The organism is Methylovulum sp. (genome assembly GCF_028687615.1).
Taxonomy (GTDB): Bacteria; Pseudomonadota; Gammaproteobacteria; order Methylococcales; family Methylomonadaceae; genus Methylovulum.
The window spans coordinates 134,033-151,192 of the sequence record NZ_JAQTZU010000004.1 but is presented as its reverse complement, the minus strand read 5'-3'; the positions used below and the strand labels follow the sequence as shown (position 1 = coordinate 151,192).

Annotated in this window: 18 protein-coding genes; 5 read left to right on the top strand and 13 right to left on the bottom strand. The window is 51.6% G+C overall.

What is annotated here, in order from left to right; genetic code table 11:
• Window positions 1-71 precede the first annotated feature (71 nt).
• The 8 genes from PHH59_RS03900 to PHH59_RS03865 all read right to left on the bottom strand — a co-directional run bounded on the left by PHH59_RS03900 (window position 72) and on the right by PHH59_RS03865 (window position 4,537).
• Complete coding sequence (locus PHH59_RS03900; RefSeq protein WP_300011510.1) at window positions 72-752, bottom strand: YafY family protein; 681 nt, start codon at window positions 750-752, stop codon at window positions 72-74.
• Window positions 753-801: 49 nt separating this feature from the next.
• Entirely contained in the window at window positions 802-1,173 is a 372-nt protein-coding gene (locus PHH59_RS03895) for a VOC family protein (RefSeq protein ID WP_300011507.1), read from the bottom strand.
• A gap of 213 nt (window positions 1,174-1,386) precedes the next feature.
• Window positions 1,387-1,857, bottom strand: a complete 471-nt coding sequence (locus PHH59_RS03890; RefSeq protein WP_300011503.1) for a VOC family protein — start codon at window positions 1,855-1,857, stop codon at window positions 1,387-1,389.
• A gap of 299 nt (window positions 1,858-2,156) precedes the next feature.
• The gene (locus PHH59_RS03885; RefSeq protein ID WP_300011500.1) at window positions 2,157-2,513 is read right to left on the bottom strand and encodes a YciI family protein; all 357 of its coding nucleotides are present in this window, start codon (window positions 2,511-2,513) and stop codon (window positions 2,157-2,159) included.
• 22 nt (window positions 2,514-2,535) lie between these two features.
• Complete coding sequence (locus tag PHH59_RS03880; RefSeq protein ID WP_300011495.1) at window positions 2,536-2,943, bottom strand: VOC family protein; 408 nt, start codon at window positions 2,941-2,943, stop codon at window positions 2,536-2,538.
• A 9-nt stretch (window positions 2,944-2,952) separates the two neighbouring features.
• Window positions 2,953-3,345: a VOC family protein gene (locus PHH59_RS03875; RefSeq protein ID WP_300011492.1), complete on the bottom strand. Its 393-nt coding sequence runs from the start codon at window positions 3,343-3,345 to the stop codon at window positions 2,953-2,955.
• 112 nt (window positions 3,346-3,457) lie between these two features.
• Window positions 3,458-3,943, bottom strand: coding sequence for a VOC family protein (locus tag PHH59_RS03870; protein ID WP_300011489.1), 486 nt, complete (start codon window positions 3,941-3,943; stop codon window positions 3,458-3,460).
• Window positions 3,944-4,156: 213 nt separating this feature from the next.
• On the bottom strand, window positions 4,157-4,537 hold the full coding sequence (locus PHH59_RS03865; protein WP_300011486.1) for a YciI family protein: 381 nt from the start codon (window positions 4,535-4,537) through the stop codon (window positions 4,157-4,159).
• A gap of 128 nt (window positions 4,538-4,665) precedes the next feature.
• Between PHH59_RS03865 and PHH59_RS03860 the strand changes: the two genes are divergently transcribed.
• On the top strand, window positions 4,666-4,857 hold the full coding sequence (locus PHH59_RS03860) for a hypothetical protein (RefSeq protein ID WP_300011483.1): 192 nt from the start codon (window positions 4,666-4,668) through the stop codon (window positions 4,855-4,857).
• Window positions 4,858-4,862: 5 nt separating this feature from the next.
• Here PHH59_RS03860 and PHH59_RS03855 read toward each other — a convergent pair whose 3' ends face one another.
• From PHH59_RS03855 to PHH59_RS03845, 3 genes are all read right to left on the bottom strand, one after another.
• Entirely contained in the window at window positions 4,863-6,197 is a 1,335-nt protein-coding gene (locus tag PHH59_RS03855; protein WP_300011480.1) for an RNA polymerase sigma factor, read from the bottom strand.
• A gap of 231 nt (window positions 6,198-6,428) precedes the next feature.
• On the bottom strand, window positions 6,429-7,817 hold the full coding sequence (gene trkA / locus PHH59_RS03850; protein WP_300011477.1) for a Trk system potassium transporter TrkA: 1,389 nt from the start codon (window positions 7,815-7,817) through the stop codon (window positions 6,429-6,431).
• A gap of 41 nt (window positions 7,818-7,858) precedes the next feature.
• On the bottom strand, window positions 7,859-9,748 hold the full coding sequence (locus tag PHH59_RS03845; RefSeq protein ID WP_300011474.1) for a potassium transporter Kup: 1,890 nt from the start codon (window positions 9,746-9,748) through the stop codon (window positions 7,859-7,861).
• Window positions 9,749-9,992: 244 nt separating this feature from the next.
• Between PHH59_RS03845 and pfkA the strand changes: the two genes are divergently transcribed.
• A complete protein-coding gene (gene pfkA / locus PHH59_RS03840) occupies window positions 9,993-10,982 on the top strand; it encodes a 6-phosphofructokinase (RefSeq protein ID WP_300011471.1) in 990 nt (329 codons plus the stop codon).
• Between the two features lie 86 nt (window positions 10,983-11,068).
• Here the strand turns inward: pfkA and cas2 are convergent, their stop codons facing one another.
• Window positions 11,069-11,374: a CRISPR-associated endonuclease Cas2 gene (cas2, locus tag PHH59_RS03835; RefSeq protein WP_300011468.1), complete on the bottom strand. Its 306-nt coding sequence runs from the start codon at window positions 11,372-11,374 to the stop codon at window positions 11,069-11,071.
• Window positions 11,375-11,403: 29 nt separating this feature from the next.
• Window positions 11,404-12,213 (bottom strand): hypothetical protein, encoded by an 810-nt coding sequence (locus PHH59_RS03830; RefSeq protein WP_300011465.1) that lies wholly within the window; start codon window positions 12,211-12,213, stop codon window positions 11,404-11,406.
• 379 nt (window positions 12,214-12,592) lie between these two features.
• Between PHH59_RS03830 and PHH59_RS03825 the strand changes: the two genes are divergently transcribed.
• The 3 genes from PHH59_RS03825 (at window position 12,593) to urtB (ending at window position 17,021) form a co-directional block, all read left to right on the top strand.
• Window positions 12,593-13,891: a hypothetical protein gene (locus PHH59_RS03825; protein WP_300011462.1), complete on the top strand. Its 1,299-nt coding sequence runs from the start codon at window positions 12,593-12,595 to the stop codon at window positions 13,889-13,891.
• 95 nt (window positions 13,892-13,986) lie between these two features.
• Window positions 13,987-15,228 (top strand): urea ABC transporter substrate-binding protein, encoded by a 1,242-nt coding sequence (gene urtA / locus PHH59_RS03820; protein WP_300011585.1) that lies wholly within the window; start codon window positions 13,987-13,989, stop codon window positions 15,226-15,228.
• Between the two features lie 146 nt (window positions 15,229-15,374).
• Window positions 15,375-17,021 (top strand): urea ABC transporter permease subunit UrtB, encoded by a 1,647-nt coding sequence (gene urtB, locus PHH59_RS03815; RefSeq protein ID WP_300011459.1) that lies wholly within the window; start codon window positions 15,375-15,377, stop codon window positions 17,019-17,021.
• Window positions 17,022-17,160: the final 139 nt, after the last annotated feature.

Below are 17,160 nucleotides of genomic sequence, written 5' to 3'. Positions count from 1 at the left end.
TTGTACTCTTGTTCCGCCATTACCCAATTTTGAACTGGCAGCTCGGAAAATAAAATCGTGTGTGATCCGCATCACATACAGGTCATCCGCTTGATAAAATCCTGCAAGCTTTGGCCTTCACTGTCTGTAAATGTCCCATTTTCCAGCTGGATGCTTTGAATCCGATCAAGTCGGAAATTACGGAAATCGTCACGCAGTTCGCACCAGCCGACCAAAGTCCAGACGTTTCCCCAAAAATAAAGGCCCAACGGGCGGATACGACGCAGGCTTTGTTCGCCGTCAGCACGGCAATAGCCCATCTGTAACAGGCGTTTGCTGTCGATGGCTTTGCGGCAAATATCCAGATGAATATCAATATCCTGGCGCTGGTTGAAGCGTAATGAAAACAGTTTGCTGTCTTCGGTCTTATGCCGCAACCCGGCCGGAACCACTGCGGTAATTTTGTCCAGCGCCGATTGCGCCGAGTAACCCAGCTCGGTCCCTGCCCAGGTTTTGACCATCCGCGCGCCGACGACCAATGCCTCGATTTCGTCCGAGGTAAACATGATCGGGGGAATGTCGATGGTATGCAGCAACCGATAACCGACTCCGGCTTCACCTTCAACCGGAACGCCGGACAGGCTAAGATCCTGAATATCCCGATAAATAGTCCGTTCGGACACTTCCAGACGCTCGGCAAGCGCTTTGGCGGTGACCAAGCGTTTGTTGCGCAATATTTGGACAATTTGAAAAAGACGGTCAGCGCGGCGCATCGTTTTGGAAAGGCGGCCAAGGTATTGGCCGCCTAAAACTCAAGGAGGGTTAAGACGGTGAATATAAACCAACGCGGTTGCCTTCGCTATCCAAAAACAGCGCGAAGTAACCGCAGTCGCCGTCATGGATCGGCGTTTTGGGCAGGAGGACGCTACCGCCGTTCTGGACGGCCCGATCCAGCGGTGCGCTTAAGTCTTCGCCGCCGTTAAAGTAAACGACAGCACCGGTTTGGCTGGGCTGGTAATGTTCGCCCAGCACCAGCATACCGCTGACCGCCCCTTCCTCGCCCGCGAAAATCGCCAGTTGATAAGCATCCATTTCCTCATCTTTAAAAGTTGTTTCCAACAGGTTTTGGTAAAAGTTTTTGGCCCGCTGCATATCGGTTACCGGAATTTCAAACCAGCTTGCTACATTGTTCATTTTTTATCTCCGTGCATTAAGTGTTGACGAGCGGCTATGGTATGACAGCCCTCCTGACAGCGTGGTGTCAGTAATGTTTATAACGCTGACGATTTTTAGCGATTTCTGTTCAAGTCCAGCCAATCTGTAAAGTGCCCATATCAGATTTCTTTTCGGGCGTGGAACAGATATTTCATGGTTTCCTCCTGATTAAAACAATCCTGCAACTTTTTATCATTGTTCATAGGCTTGCTTCAACTTTTCGATGTCGATTTTGGTCATTTGCAGCATGGCCTGCATGACTCTTCCCGCTTTTACCGGATCGGGGTCGCCCAATAATTCAATCAGGACATTAGGCACAATCTGCCAGGACACGCCAAATTTGTCGTCCAGCCAGGCGCATTGGTTTTCCTTCCCACCTTCAGAAAGTTTTGCCCAATATCCGTCCACCTCCGCTTGCGTTTCGCAGTGCACGACAAACGAAATGGCGGGCGAGAACTGGTACAGCGGGCCACCGTTGAGCGCGGTGAACACTTGCCCGTCCAGCTCGAAATTGGCCGTCATCACCGTGCCCTTCGATCCCGGCCCGCCATCACCATAACGGTTGACACTCAAGACTTTCGAGTTCTTAAAAATAGACAGGTAAAAGTTCATCGCCTCTTCGGCTTGATCATTGAACCACAAAAATGGCGTGATTTTTTGCATGGTGGTTTACTCCTGCATAATGTTAAAGGTAATGCCTGATCCGGCTGGGTTGTCGCGTGTCTAGGCCACAAGCCCGCAACCAACTCGGCAAGTTGACATGCGTGTTCTTTCTGCGGTTCGGTTTTCATCATCCATTTCAGTCTATACTCTGAACGGTCAGGTTTGCGGTTTTTGGAGCGCAGGTCTCTTGACCGCAACTGGCGGGCAGGATGCCTCTATGCCCCAGGGTACGCGCGCCCCCAACTTGCAATATCCCACTAAAAACCGAAAACTTGACCGTTTGAAGTATATATTCATGGTCAATCAACCGGCAAGCCCGGCAACTCAATCACTGGCCTGACTTCAACCACGCCCTTGCACGCCATCGGAATCTTCGCGGCGATACCGATGGCTTCATCAAGATCCTTGGCGTCAATCAGGTAATAACCGCCCAGTTGTTCGCGGGTCTCCGCAAACGGGCCGTCGGTGACGAAGCGTTTGCCTTCGCGTACCCGGACGCTGGTCGCCATCGCAGTGGATTGTAACGGGCTGGCTGCCAGAAACTGACCCTTCGCTTTGAGTTGATTCGTAAGTTGGGTGGATTCCGCATAACAGCTCTCCCGGTCGGTTTCGCTTAAGGTTTTTTCATCAAAATAAATCAGCAATAGGTATTTCATCGGTAGCTCCGCGCTTGCGTTGTCAGCCTTGGCAGGCCGCATCTGGCCCCATGTGGAAAAATTCCCAGATATGGCTGTCCAAATCCTGAAAGCCATGCCCATACATAAATCCGTGGTCTTGCGGTTCGTTATAAATACTGCCGCCAGCGGCAACAGCCTTACGCACCATGTCATCGACTTGTTCCCGGCTTTCCGAAGATAAGCACATCAGCACTTCCGTGCTGGTCGTCGCATCGCAAAGGGTTTTGGGCGTGAACGTTTGGAAAAACTCCTCGGTCAACAGCATGACGAAAATGTCATCGCTGACGACCATGCAGGCGGCGGTCTCGTTGGTAAATTGCGGGTTGAAGGCAAAACCGAGTTGGCTAAAAAACTCCTTGGCTTGGTTAAGGTCTTTTACCGGCAGATTCACGAAAATTTGTTTAGGCATGGCGGTTCCTCAAGCGGTTTTGGGCAAATAAGTGATGACGCTGATCACCGCACCTTGTGGGTCTTGCAACACGCTGAAACGCCCGACTTCGGGGATGTCATGCGGGGGCATCAGCACCTTGCCGCCCATCTCCACGGCCAGTTTGGCGGTGGCTTCCACATCGTCCACGGTGACATACACGCCCCAACAGGGCGGCTCCCCCTCAACTGCGGGTGGTATCGCCATCATGCCGCCCATTTTTTCGCCGCCGGATTTCACCAAGGTATAGTCCAGGCCGGTGATGGGCGCGGGTTCCAGCGTCCAGTTGAAGAGCTTGCCATAAAAGTGCTTGGCGGATTCGGTGTCGGTGGTCAGCAGTTCGCACCAGCTAAACGCACCGTGAACTTGGCATTGCTTATCCATAATTTCTCCTAATAGTTTGGTTGATATAAAACTAACAAAAAATGTTGGCGATAGTCCAGCCTGTGCAAAAACGCCCGCCGTCCGTGATTGGGCGGGATGCGCTCAAATTTGGTTATTCGGCGCAACTTGCCTGCGCCGCGAAGAAAGCTTCCATCCGGCCTTGAAGCTCGTTTGGATCGATGTCTTCGATATGCGTGGCGATCAACCAATGATGGCCGAACGGGTCGCTCACCGCACCCATGCGGTCGCCCCAGAATTGATCGGTGGGCGGCATGGTTTCCGTGGCCCCGGCTTTGATGGCGGCGGCAAAAACGGCGTCGGTATCGGTGACATAGAGATGCAGTTTGACCGGGGTGCCGCCCAGGGTTTTCGGCGAAATTTCGGCGCACTGCGGATTTTCGTCCGCAAGCATGAAGATCGAGTCACCCATCTTGAATTCGGCGTGGGCTATTTTTCCGCCGGGCGCGTCAAGACGGAACAGTTCGGCGGCATCGAAGGCTTTTTTATAGAATTCCAGCGCATCAGCAGCGCCTTGGACGACCAGGTAAGGGGTTAAGGTGTGGAAACCGTCTGGGATGGGGTTGATGGTTGTGGTCATGATGGTGCTCCTGTTTAAAGTTAAGTGGATGTAAAACGGTGCTTGCACTCTTGGTCGAATGGCGGCTGCCTGAATCGACATGCCGCCGGATTTTTTATTTGCGGGCGGCAAATGTTGGTTAGTTGCTATGGTAAGGCAGTCTTCCTGACAACGTGTTGTCAGTAGTGTTTGGGCGGGTGGATTTTTAACGTCACCTCTTGCCAACACCGGATATCAGGCTTCGACAAAGCCGAGCGCCCGCAACGTCTGTTCGTCATCGGCAACTGGACGCACTTCGACGCAGCCGTGCTTTGCCCCGGGTATGCGCGAGGCGATCTGGATCGCCTCGTTCAAATCCCTGGCTTCGATCAGGTAGTAGCCGCCAAACTGTTCCTTGGTTTCCGCGAAGGGCCCGTCGGTGGTCGAGACCTTGCCGCCCCGCACCCGCACCGTAACGGCGGTGCTGGGCGGCAGCAAGCGGTTACAGCCCAGATAATGGCCGTTTTCCCTGATGTTTTTGGTGAATTCCGCGTATTCTTCAAAATGTTGTGCGGCAACGTCGTCGCCCATCTGTTCCATGACAGTTTCGGCGCAAATCAGGCATAGGTATTTCATGGTTTATCTCCGGTTGGGTGAGGAAAAAGGATTTACGCCTTATAGTCGATTGGAGAATGGTTAATTCGACATGAAGTGCCACACGCGATAAATTTTTTCGAAATTGCCTGGCGAACAACCAAATGGTTATGATTAATCAAGCTCAAGACGGTCATGACAGGATAGTTAGGCGATGCAAATTGCGTTTGGAAGACCGTGTATCAGGCTATTCAGCCAATGCCTTGAACAAGGGTTTATACATTCTGGCACAAGCAATCAGCGCCCATCAGCCGAGCGGCTTGTTTGCCGCCCGTACAACGCACTTTGCAAATTGCCGATAGCCCCTCTAGGCCGTGAGTTCACGCAGCCGACGCTCAAGAAAACGCCGCTCGGGTTCTTGCCGCACGAGGCTGAGCGCCTGTCGGTAAGCGGCTTGGGCCTCCGCCGTTTTACCCAGCCGTCGGCACAAGTCCGCCCGCACCGAGTGCGACAGGTGGTAACCGGTGAGGTCGCCGCGCCCCAAAATAGCATCGACGAGGGCAAGCCCGGCGGTTGGGCCGTCGCGCATCGCCACGGCTACGGCGCGGTTCAGTTCAATCACCGGCGATGGCTCTGATTGCATCAATAAATCATAAAGAGCGGCGATTTGCGCCCAGTCCGTGGCGGCGGCAGTGCTGGCATTGGCATGCACGGCGGCAATGGCGGCCTGCAAGGTGTAGGGGCCGAACCGACGTGATTTTAACGATTGTTCCACCAACGCCGAACCTTCGGCAATCTGCCCGCGGTTCCAGAGCGAGCGGTCCTGGGCGTCCAGCAAGACCAGTTCGCCGGTTGCTGAGCACCGCGCGGCACGGCGCGATTCGTGCAACAGCATCAACGCCAACAAGCCTTGCGCTTCCGGCTCAGGCAACAATTCAACCAGCAGCCGCCCCAAACGGATTGCCTCTTCCGACAGCTCGTGCCGGGTTAGCGACGCACCGGATGAGGTGGAGTAGCCTTCGTTGAACACCAGATAAACCACGCGCAACACCGATTCCAAGCGATCCGGCAAGTCGGCGTGGGTGGGCACTTGATAAGGGATACTGGCAGCGCGGATCTTGGCTTTGGCGCGGACGATACGCTGGGCCAGCGTCGGCGAGGGAGTCAGGAAGGCGCGTGCAATCTCTTCGGTCGCCAGGCCGCAAACCTCGCGCAAGGTCAACGCCACTTGCGCGTCCGGCGACAGTGCCGGATGGCAACAGGTGAAGATCAAGCGCAGGCGGTCGTCCTCGACACCCTCATCGTCCCAAGGTTCGGCAAGCTCACTGACGGGATCGGCCAGCGCATCGGCATCTTCCAGCATATCGAAGCGGGCACGGCGGCGCATACCGTCGATAGCTTTGAAACGCCCGGCCGAAACCAGCCAGGCGCGTGGGTTGGCAGGCAGGCCGGCACTAGGCCATTGTTCCAGTGCCGCGCGGAAAGCATCGTGCAACGCCTCTTCGGCAACATCGAAGTCGCCGAGCAGCCTGATTAGCGTAGCAAGGACGTGGCGTGATTCGGTGCGGTAGAGGGTGTCCAAGGTCCCGCGCACGGCATTTTCGTCTAACGGTGGCGAGTGGGCAACCGATGCTGCCGGGGCTGGGGGATGGCTATCCAAAGTGGGGATAGCGCCATATCGGGTTGAGGACTCTTGCATCATCAAGGCTCCTTGGGGGTGGATTGTTTGGCAAAGTCGGTTAGCAGTTTGATGATTTTCACAGGTGCGCCAGGATTTTCGGGGGCACATGGCTGTGAATGCAGTGGCTTTTGTACTCTTGTTAGGTAGTTAAAACACCTGAAAACTTTTTTAGCGTTGGCCCTTAAGCAGGAATAAGTTTGTTTGGCATCTGCTAAAAAAGCACTTGCATCCGCAATGGGTATGGCGGGGTGCTCAATTGAGATTCCGGTCATGGAGATAAGACAGTGACCGGAATTTTTCTTCAATACTGGGCACCAGTTTTTTATCCAGGGTAAACATCACGACATGGTCGCCTTCTTCAAAAACCCTGTCATGGTGTATCGAAATGACTTCGTTATCGCGGATTAACGCACCTAAGACCACGCCTTCCGGCAGTTTGACGGTATCCACTTTGCGCCCGACCACTGAGTTTTCCCCATTGCCTTTATGGGCAACGGCTTCAATGGCTTCGGCGGTGCCGTTGCATAGCAGGCTGATTTGTGCAATGTCGCAAGACCGAACATGCTTGAGGATGCTGCCTAAAGTTTCGACGTTAGGGAGTACCGCTAGGTCAATGCCGGTGCCGGGCAATAATTTGTTGTAACATAAATGGTTGAGTATGCAGATCGCTTTACGGGCGCCGTGGGCTTTTGCCAACGAGGCGGAGATGATGTTTTCACCGTCACTTTCGGTAATCGCACAAAATAAATCCGTTTTATCTATCGACTCTTCCAGCAGCAGGGTTTCATCGCCGCAATCACCGTGTATCACAATCGTGCGTTCCAGATCATTGGCGATTTTTTTGGCGCGTTTGCCATCACGCTCGATGATTTTGACATAATGGTCTTTTTCCAGTGCCTGCGCCAGACGTTTGCCGATATGTCCGCCACCGGCAATGATGATGCGTTTAAGCGGCTTCTCTAGGCATCCTAAGTCTTTCAGCAAACGCCGCACTTCCAGTCGGGGGGCGAAGAAAAACACCTCGTCATCGGCCGCCATCATCGCTTCGCCGTTTACGGGTAGTGCGACACCGTCACGGAAAATAGCCACTACGCGGATTTTGCCTTCGGTCAAGCGGCCTTTCAGGGTTTTAATTTGTTTGCCGGTTAAAAAGCCGTCCGCCATCACTTTCACCGAAAATAAACGCACCAAGCCACCTGCAAAATCTGAAACATATAGCACACCAGGCAATTCGATGAGATTGCGGATGGATTCCATCACGCTTTGTTCGGGGCTGATGACTATATCGATAGGGATGCCTTCTGGCCCGAACAATTTCGGGTTTTTCAGATAATCAATGGCACGGATGCGGGCGATGGTTTTTGGGCGGCTGTAGAGTTTGTTGATGATGGTACAGGCCAACATATTGGTTTCATCGCGGTCAGTGACGGCAATGACCAGATCGGTGTTGCGGACATCCGCTTGTTCCAGAATATGCGGATGCGCGGCATTACCGAAAATGGTGGTGATGTTCAGGCGTTCTTTTAAGGTGTCAAGCAATACGGAGTTGACATCAATGACGACAATTTCATTGGCTTCACTAGCCAAGGCTTCGGCAACTGATGCACCTGTCCTGCCCGCACCCAAAATCAGTATTTTCATAAGCCTCTCTGTGTTGGTTTCCAGTTGCACATTATTTCTACTTAAACCTCGAATTGCACACCCAATTCAACCACCCGTTCCGTCGGAATCTTAAAGAACTGGATAGGTGAAGAGGCGTTGCGGAACATCATCAGGAAAACTTTCTCTTGCAAGGGGTTCAAATCCGGTTTGTCGGACGGAATCAGGGTTTCCCTGCCGATAAAAAATGACGCGCTACCAGAATCAATTTCCAAACCCTGGATATTGCACAAGCTTATTATCTGCGGCACGTTCGGCGTTTCCATAAAACCATAACGGGCGGTGACGCGGTAAAAGCCTTGTTCCAACGCATCAATATTGATACGCCCATTATCCGCTATGACAGGTATGTCTTCGGTGGCGATGGTCAACAGCACAATCCTCTCGTGCAGCACTTGGTTATGGGCATAATTGACCTGCAAGGCATTGGGCATGCTGAGATTGCGTGCGTGCATGTAAACCGCTGTGCCGGGCACCCTCGCCAATGGCGGATGGGCGTTGAGGTTGGCAATAAATCCGGTCAGGGACATGGCGGCTTTTTGCAAATGAAAGGTGATGACTTCGCGTCCGCGCCGCCACGTGGACATCATCAAAAATAGTAGGCCGCCCATTATCAACGGGAACCATCCGCCTTGGGGGATTTTTAATAAATTGGCCCCCAGGAACGAGCCATCAATGACCAGAAATAAAGACACCAGCGAATACGCCCATTTGGGCCGCCATTGCCAACTATCCAAGGCGACAATCAGCGTCAACAGCGTCGTAATCATCATGGTTCCCGTCACCGCCAAACCATAAGCGGCGGCAAGATTTCCTGAAGAACCAAAACCCAGCACGGTGCAGATCACCAGCAACAGCAACATCCGGTTCATGGCCGGCACATAAATTTGCCCGATGGCTTCCGTCGACGTATGCACCCGCTGCATACGCGGGATATAGTCCATTTGCATCGCTTGGCTGGTAATCGAAAATGCCCCGGAAATTACCGCTTGCGAGGCGATAACGGTGGCGCAGGTCGCCAAACCGATCATCGGATACATGGCCCAATCAGGTGCCAGCAGATAAAACGGATTGAGTATCGCCGCCGGATCCCGCAAGATCAACGCCCCCTGACCAAAATAATTTAACGCCAGTGCCGGTAAAATCATCGAAAACCATGCCATTTGAATCGGGCGTTTGCCGAAATGCCCCATGTCGGCATATAAGGCTTCGGCTCCAGTCAATGCCAACACCACCGCACCTAAGGCGACAAACGCATGCCAGCCGTGTTCCAGAAAAAAATGTAGCCCATAAAGCGGGTTCAAGGCTTCCAGCACATCAGGGGTTTGGTAGACACTCGTCCATCCCAGCAAAGCCAACGCCCCAAACCAGGCCATCATGATCGGCCCGAACAACAAACCGACTTTAGCCGTCCCATAGCTCTGGAACAAAAATAAAATAATCAACACGACTATCGTCACCGGCAACACATACGCTTGCAACGCCGGAGTAGCAACTTGTAAACCTTCGACCGCACTTAATACCGAAATAGCCGGGGTAATGATGCCATCACCATAAAACAAGGCCGTGCCAAACAAGCCCAGGGCGATAATGATATTGCGTTGCCGTTCCTGGTTGCGGTGGCGCAACGCCAAGGCCATCAAGGCCATGATGCCACCTTCACCACGGTTGTTGGCACGCATGACAAACAACACATATTTGATCGAGATCACCAGTATCAACGACCAGAAAATCAGCGACAGTATGCCCAGCACATTTTCCGGTGTTGCCGCAACGGCATGGGGGCCGTTAAAAATTTCTTTCATCGTGTACAGCGGGCTAGTCCCCACATCGCCATAAACCACACCGATAGCACCCAACATCAAGGCCAGCAGGCCGCCGGATGGCTCATGGGCATTCGTTTGCGTCGTCATCATGTTTTCCCACAAAATTTCAATAGACTAATTGTCGCATTGACACTTACAAATGCTAAGTAAAAATAGCAATAGTGCAGGATTGTGTTGATTGCCTGTCTACTTAAATTGCTTGCCCGTCTTGGACTGTTTGCTGCAACCCCCATAGCTTGAACATGTCATCGGGGTTTTATTGTCGTGTACAGGGAAGGATTATTTAAAATCAGCTACAATGAATCCAACAAAACCAAGGGGATAATCAACTGTGGATACTACCGTTAAATCAATTAAATCAGTAGGCGTGCTTTGCAGCGGCGGCGACAGCCCGGGCATGAATGCGGCGGTGCGTTCTGTAGTCAGGACCGCTATCGGTCTGGGTATAGATGTTTTTGGTATTTACAAAGGCTATTCCGGCTTGTTGGAAGGCAATATCCAAAGGCTAGGTTTGACATCGGTCAGCAATATTATCCAGCGTGGCGGCACTATCCTCGACACGTCACGATGCCTTGAATTCCATACGCCGGAAATCAGGCTCGAAGCCGCACATATCTTGTCCAGAAAACATATTGACGGCTTGGTCGTTATCGGCGGGAATGGCTCTTTTGCGGGGGCAATGGAATTGCATATCGAGCATGGTGTTCCAGTGATAGGGATTCCAGGGACGATTGACAATGATATTTCCGGCACGGAATACACCATCGGCTTTAACACCGCCGTGCAGACGGCGGTAGATGCGGTCGATAAAATCAGGGACACCGCATCGGCCCATGCACGGACTTTTTTGATTGAAGTCATGGGGCATAGGTCATCGAGCATCGCGTTGCAAGTGGGTGTCTGCACCGGCGCCGAACATGTCGTCCTATCCAATCAAGTCATCAACTATGACAAAATCGCAGGCGATATCAAGAAAGGCGCGGAACGGGGCAAAACCTCATCCATTATCATCGTCGCCGAAGGGGAAAAATCCGGTTTGTCCTACCAGATAAAAGAGGTGCTGATGAACCAATATGCTATTGCTGTCCATGCTTGTGTTTTAGGGCACATCCAGCGCGGCGGCAGTCCAACGGCATTAGACCGCCTGATTGCTTCCAGAATGGGTTATGCAGCGGCACATGCGCTTCACCAAGGTCTCCAGGCGCATGTCACTGCGATCAATAATGGTCAATTGGTCATGGTTCCATTAGCTGAATGTCTGGAAGGGAAAAATGAAGCGCCAGAACCTGAGCTGGATTTAATCAGCGCATTGGCAATTTAAGTTGTGATTTGTGGGTAGGCTTTAGTCGGTTACACTTATCCCATGAATAAGTTTTTGATAAACCTTGAGTAACTCGCGTTTTTAGGTTAAAAAAGCGAGAGTTGCCCAGGTGTTTTTTCAATGGGTTTACGCCTTTTTCCATAAAATACCTCGATTTTGCCAAACTGTTTGTCGGTTATTTTTATAATCCGCACCTCGCCATCCGGCGGCAATTTTGCCTTTACCCTTTTGATATGCACTTTGGCGTTTTCGTCACTGCTGCTGTGGCGCATGTAGACCGAATATTGCATCATGGTAAAGCCATCGTCCAGTAAAAATCCCCTGAATTTTGTGTATTGCTTGCGGGCTTGAGGCGTATCCGTGGGTAAGTCAAACATAACAATAATCCACATAGAATTTAAGCCGCCAAAACTCATCGCGTTTATTTCCGATCATAGCCAAATTTTATAATCACGGGTGTGCCTTGGTTATGGATGATAAGTTGTTTGCGGATTTCTTGCGGTCCTGCTGTTGCTGGCGAGGTGGTGGCAGGAACTGGGGAAGCAATAGTGGTCGGGGCAGTGGAAACAGGAGCGGTTGTCGCGGGTAAAGTGACGGCAGGTACGTTTTCTGCTCTTGGTTGGGGTTGTGGAACTGGCACGGTTTCGACTTGCACACTGGGCATCCACCTTGGTTTGGTGACGGATGCCGCCGTTTCTGCCGGAGTTGGCGGCGGTAAAAATTTCAAGCTATCGAGCAGGTCAAAACACACGCTGCTGATGTTATCAACCAAAGTTTCTTGTAATTTCTGGCTGCCGGTCGAGGCAGACGGTGCGGAAAAAGTCATGTCCAATTGTTCTTCCTGTTTAGGGTTGGCGTTATCAGTTAAACGGCATTGGATGGGGATGACATAGGCTTTTTGGAAGCCTGGTGCGCGTGGGTCGGAGTTGCCGCTAGAAAAAGAAAATCCTACGGGTGTTTGGTCATATTTGCTGTCACCAACTTCGACGGTCAGCGTATGGGTGTAAGCGTGCCCGTTTTCAGCACGAAGCGGAAACCGCCATTGGCTAAGGTTGGCAATCACCGCCGCACGTAGGGTTTTAGTTTCCGGCAAACTCAATTTGGCGGCAGGGGCAATTTGCAGGTCTATCGCTTTGATTGCGGATTTGTCCAACGGTTGTGCAACGCTGATATTTATGCCCAATAGCAAACAGATGAGCGGCAAGAAAATGATCGGAGTTGGAGTTTTCATTTATGTAATTCCTAATGGGAAAGTGTTTGTCAAGTTTGTGCTGTCCATCGTTACAGCTAACATCATTTGAAGGGATGTTAGCTGTTTGTGTTTCATAATCTGAATCTTTACAGCCAATACGGCTTATGTCAATCGCCTTAAAATGTCCGTTTTGCCAAGCCTTCCAGGTTTTCAAAACCTGAAAGGTTTTTGATAAGCCCTTGTGCTACTTTAAAAATCCCCCTGTTTTTCCGATATACGTCATTTGACTGATGAGTCAGATGACGCATTGTGCAATATTCACACAAGCCAAATAATCTTCTCCAGCCGTATCGCATGGCTACATCAAGCGAGGCTTGATGTATCAATCAACGCAAGCTTAAGATCAAAGGGGCTTAACATGAACAATTCAAGCAAGCATTTAGCAACAATCCGCCGGGTCGGATGGTTGCCGATGATGACTTTAACGGCTTTGGTGGCTGGGCATTCTTCCCTTTCTGAAGCCGGGGCGACGTTTAAAATTGATGATACCAAATGGGTCAGTGTCGGGGCTGGTTTGAGGACGAGTTTCTCATCGGTGGAAGATCACAACGGCAGACCGGGCGAGCCCAAATGGTCCACTGATTTTGCTTTGAACAACCTTCGTCTATACATGAACGGTCAGCTTCATAAATACATTAAATTCACCTTCAATACCGAATGTTCCAATTGCGGGGATGGTGGAGACATCCGTATTTTGGATGGTATCGCCCAATTTGAAGTCAATCCTTATGCCAATCTTTGGTTGGGTCGCCAATTAGTGCCTGAAGGCCGTATTGAAATGAACGGGCCGTTTTACAGCGCGACTTACGAGCCTTTTAAAACGCCTTTTGAAGCCTCCGATTCGACCATCCAGAATGTGTTGCCAGGGCCGGATGCAGGTACTTTCGGTCGTGACGAGGGGGTCAATTTTTGGGGGGCCGCGCTGGATGGTCACCTGAAATATGTGTTTGGTATTTTCGAGGGCTTGAAACGTAGCAACTACTCAGGCCCAGGCAAAACCGCCAATGCTGACGGTAACCTGATGTACGCCACCCGTATCGCCTACAACATACTGAACACCGAAAGTGCGCCGGGTTATTACACGGGCGGTACGGCTTATGGTGCTGATGGCGATGTCTTGACGATAGCGGGTTTTGCCCAATACCAAGAAGACGGTGCCGGAAGCTATGAAAAAGCGGGTGATGTCTTGATGGCTGGTGGCGACTTGAAATTTGAAAAAGTGATGCCGGATAAGGGGGTGCTGACAGTCAACACGGAGTATAAAAACTTTGGTATTGACTATCACAACGGTGCACCTGGCTTAGGGAGCAGCACCAATAATTTCTTGGTGGGCGGCGGTGGCGGTGGTTTGATGAACCCCTTCCAAGGCGACTCCATCATCAGCAACTTGCTGTATTTAATTCCGCAAAAAGTGTGGATCGGACAATTCCAACCTTATGTGATGTATACCCAAGTCATGACCCGCCAAGGATTTACCAGTGCACAAGATCAAAGCGAATATGAAGCGGGGGTCAACTACATCATCGACGGCCATAACGCGCGTGTCTCCCTGTTGTGGCAAGGCGGCGACCTGTCTGGTGGTGGCGGTATCTGGAACCCTGCGGCTAACGGCGATTTCGTCAACGCGATCAAGCTGGGCGTGCAGCTACAAATCTAGGCCATCCTCTAATATAAACGCTAAGGAATCTAACCATGTTTAATTTTTCTAAAAAATCTGCAAAAAAACTGCTGTTAGCCCCCATCGCCGCCGCGATGATGGCTTTATTCTCCAGTGCTTACGGCGAAGACACCATCAAAGTCGGCGTGTTGCACTCTTTATCCGGCACGATGGCGATCAGTGAAACCACGCTGAAAGACACGATGCTGATGCTGATAGACGAGCAGAACAAAAAAGGCGGTTTGCTGGGTAAAAAGTTGGAAGCGGTCGTCGTTGACCCGGCGTCCAACTGGCCGCTATTTGCAGAAAAGGCGCGTGAGTTGCTGACCAAGGACAAAGTATCGGCGATTTTTGGTTGCTGGACTTCTGTTTCGCGCAAATCGGTACTGCCTGTCATTGAGGAGCTGAACGGCATTCTCTTCTACCCCGTGCAATACGAAGGTGAAGAATCCTCGAAAAACGTTTTTTACACCGGTGCGGCACCTAACCAGCAAGCCATTCCAGCGGTTGATTATTTGATGAACGATTTGGGCGTGAAACGTTGGGTATTGGCAGGGACGGACTATGTCTATCCCCGCACCACCAACAAAATCTTGGAAGCCTACCTAAAATCCAAAAAGGTCGCCAAGAAGGACATTATGATCAACTACACGCCGTTCGGGCATTCCGACTGGCAAAGCATCGTTGCCGACATCAAAAAATTCGGCTCTGCGGGCAAGAAAACCGCCGTGGTCTCCACCATCAACGGCGACGCTAACGTGCCGTTCTACAAAGAACTGGGCAATCAAGGCATATCGGCGGAAAACATCCCCGTTATCGCCTTCTCAGTGGGTGAAGAGGAATTGTCAGGTATCGACACCAAACCGCTGGTGGGACATTTGGCGGCATGGAACTATTTCATGAGCGTTGACACCACCAAAAACGCGGCCTTTATCAAGCAATGGAAAGACTACATCAAAAATCCCAAACGCGTCACCAACGACCCGATGGAAGCGCATTACATCGGTTTCAATATGTGGGTGAAAGCGGTGGAAAAAGCGGGGTCCACTGATCCCGCCGCCGTGCAAAAAGCCATCATCGGTGTGGAATATCCCAACTTGACGGGCGGCATGTCGAGGATGTTGCCTAACCATCACATCAGCAAACCGGTGTTGATCGGCGAAATCCAAGATGACGGCCAATTCGTCACCGTCTGGCAAACCAACAAACTGGTCGATGGCGATGCTTGGTCAGATTACCTGCCAGAAAGCAAGCCGATCATTGCCGATTGGACACCACCTATCAACTGCGGCAACTACAACACCAAAACCAAAAAGTGTTCTGGGCAGAACTATTGATTTGATTAATCGTAGATGGGCTGACGCAAGGAAGCCCATCAAATTGGGTAAAACCAGCGATGGGCTTCGTGCCTTTTATGCCCTTTGGGTACAGCCCATCCTGCATTCCTGGCTTCACATCGCCCGCAACCTGAAAAGGAAATATGATGACCCTCTTCAATCCCACGCGCCGCCAAGCCTTGCTCGCGCTACTGATGCTGGTATTTTCGCTGGTGGCGTACAGTGGCCCGACTCCCGCGCCCCAGCCCTGGCTGGACGCGCTCAACACGCTCAAACAAGGCTCGATGCCGGAGCGTGAAAAAGCCATCATGCAGCTTGCCGACATCAAGGACGCGCACAATCTGGCGATCTTGCAAGCCCTGCTCGATAGCAAGCTCTTTATCACCAAAACCGATGCCAAACTCGTCATCGGCACAGACAACCATCAAGGTTTTGACATCAGTGATGCCGTCAGCGGCGCGTCTCTAGGCGCGGTTGACCATGATGCCCTGACCAAGATTAATCTCACTAACAAAATGCGCGGCACGCTCAGGAAAATCATCGGCGAATTGGAACTGGGCGCGGATGACCCCAAAGTACGGCTAGAAGCTGTCAAGGCGATGGCAAAGGAGGCTGATGAAAAAACCATCAGTTTGCTACGCGGACGTGCCGACAAGGAACAGGACGAAGCCGTCCGCGAAGCGATTAAAGTGGCTTTGCTCTTGCAAGATATGGATAGTGAAGACAAAGCCGTGCGCATCATGGCGATAGAAGGCTTGAAAGCCTACGACAGCCAAGAAGCCGCCAACCGTTTGAATGCGATGGTGGAAAAAGACGAAAACGGGGAGTTTTTGGAGCCGGATGCCGATGTCCGCAACCTTGCCAAAGCGTCATTGACTAACATCAACCAGCGTTTGCAACTGTACAGCTCGATAGAAACCGTGTTTTTTGGCCTGAGCTTAGGTGCGGTGCTGGTGTTGTCCGCCATCGGTTTGGCGATCACCTTCGGCGTGATGGGGGTTATCAACATGGCGCACGGTGAGTTGATGATGCTGGGCGCGTACACGACTTACGTCATCCAACAACTGATGCCCAATTATTTGGGCATGTCGGTCATAATCGCCATCCCCGCCGCGTTTGTGATTTCCGCGCTGGTTGGCATCGCCATCGAACGCGGCATTATCCGCTTCCTGTACGGACGGCCTTTGGAAACCTTGCTGGCAACCTTTGGCGTGAGCCTGATCTTGCAACAAAGCGTCCGCTCGATTTTCTCCCCGCTCAACCGCAGTGTCGCCACGCCGGAATGGATGAGCGGCTCCTGGCAAATCAATGATTTTTTATCCTTAACCTGGAACCGTTTTTACATCCTGGTGTTTTGCCTGCTGGTGTTCGTGCTGCTCTTGCAAATCCTCAAACGCACCCGCTTAGGTCTCGAAGTGCGCGCCGTCGCGCAAAACCGCAAAATGGCGAAAGCGATGGGCATACCCACCGCCCGCGTTGATGCCATGACCTTTGGTTTAGGTTCCGGTATCGCCGGAGTCGCAGGCGTGGCCTTAAGCCAAATCACCAATGTCGGCCCGAATTTGGGGCAAGCCTATATCGTCGATTCGTTCATGGTTGTGGTGTTTGGCGGTGTCGGTAATTTGCTAGGCACACTGGTTGCCGGATTCTCGCTAGGCATTGCCAACAAGTTTTTAGAACCCTTCGCCGGGGCGGTGTTGGCGAAGATCCTGGTGCTGGTGTTCATCATTTTATTTATCCAAAAACGCCCGCGTGGCTTGTTCCCGCAAAAGGGCAGGGCGGCGGATTCTTAATTGGTTTTTGTCCACGAAAAACACGAAAAACACGAAAAAAAAGCAAAAAGAAGTCGAGTCTTGACTCATTCCCAAGCCAGAAATATTGTGAAAGTATTCGGTTTTGGAGTAAAAAAACATGTTTTTTTACTCCGCTGAA

Coding starts and splice junctions, on each gene's coding strand:
- PHH59_RS03860 (WP_300011483.1), top strand. CDS start 4,666: ATGATTAATCAAGCTCAAGACGGTCATGACAGGATAGTTAGGCGATGC.
- PHH59_RS03900 (WP_300011510.1), bottom strand. CDS start 752: ATGCGCCGCGCTGACCGTCTTTTTCAAATTGTCCAAATATTGCGCAAC.
- PHH59_RS03880 (WP_300011495.1), bottom strand. CDS start 2,943: ATGCCTAAACAAATTTTCGTGAATCTGCCGGTAAAAGACCTTAACCAA.
- urtA (WP_300011585.1), top strand. CDS start 13,987: ATGATGGCTTTATTCTCCAGTGCTTACGGCGAAGACACCATCAAAGTC.
- PHH59_RS03890 (WP_300011503.1), bottom strand. CDS start 1,857: ATGCAAAAAATCACGCCATTTTTGTGGTTCAATGATCAAGCCGAAGAG.
- trkA (WP_300011477.1), bottom strand. CDS start 7,817: ATGAAAATACTGATTTTGGGTGCGGGCAGGACAGGTGCATCAGTTGCC.
- PHH59_RS03825 (WP_300011462.1), top strand. CDS start 12,593: ATGAACAATTCAAGCAAGCATTTAGCAACAATCCGCCGGGTCGGATGG.
- urtB (WP_300011459.1), top strand. CDS start 15,375: ATGACCCTCTTCAATCCCACGCGCCGCCAAGCCTTGCTCGCGCTACTG.
- PHH59_RS03870 (WP_300011489.1), bottom strand. CDS start 3,943: ATGACCACAACCATCAACCCCATCCCAGACGGTTTCCACACCTTAACC.
- PHH59_RS03895 (WP_300011507.1), bottom strand. CDS start 1,173: ATGAACAATGTAGCAAGCTGGTTTGAAATTCCGGTAACCGATATGCAG.
- PHH59_RS03865 (WP_300011486.1), bottom strand. CDS start 4,537: ATGAAATACCTATGCCTGATTTGCGCCGAAACTGTCATGGAACAGATG.
- PHH59_RS03845 (WP_300011474.1), bottom strand. CDS start 9,748: ATGACGACGCAAACGAATGCCCATGAGCCATCCGGCGGCCTGCTGGCC.
- PHH59_RS03885 (WP_300011500.1), bottom strand. CDS start 2,513: ATGAAATACCTATTGCTGATTTATTTTGATGAAAAAACCTTAAGCGAA.
- PHH59_RS03830 (WP_300011465.1), bottom strand. CDS start 12,213: ATGAAAACTCCAACTCCGATCATTTTCTTGCCGCTCATCTGTTTGCTA.
- PHH59_RS03855 (WP_300011480.1), bottom strand. CDS start 6,197: ATGATGCAAGAGTCCTCAACCCGATATGGCGCTATCCCCACTTTGGAT.
- cas2 (WP_300011468.1), bottom strand. CDS start 11,374: ATGTGGATTATTGTTATGTTTGACTTACCCACGGATACGCCTCAAGCC.
- PHH59_RS03875 (WP_300011492.1), bottom strand. CDS start 3,345: ATGGATAAGCAATGCCAAGTTCACGGTGCGTTTAGCTGGTGCGAACTG.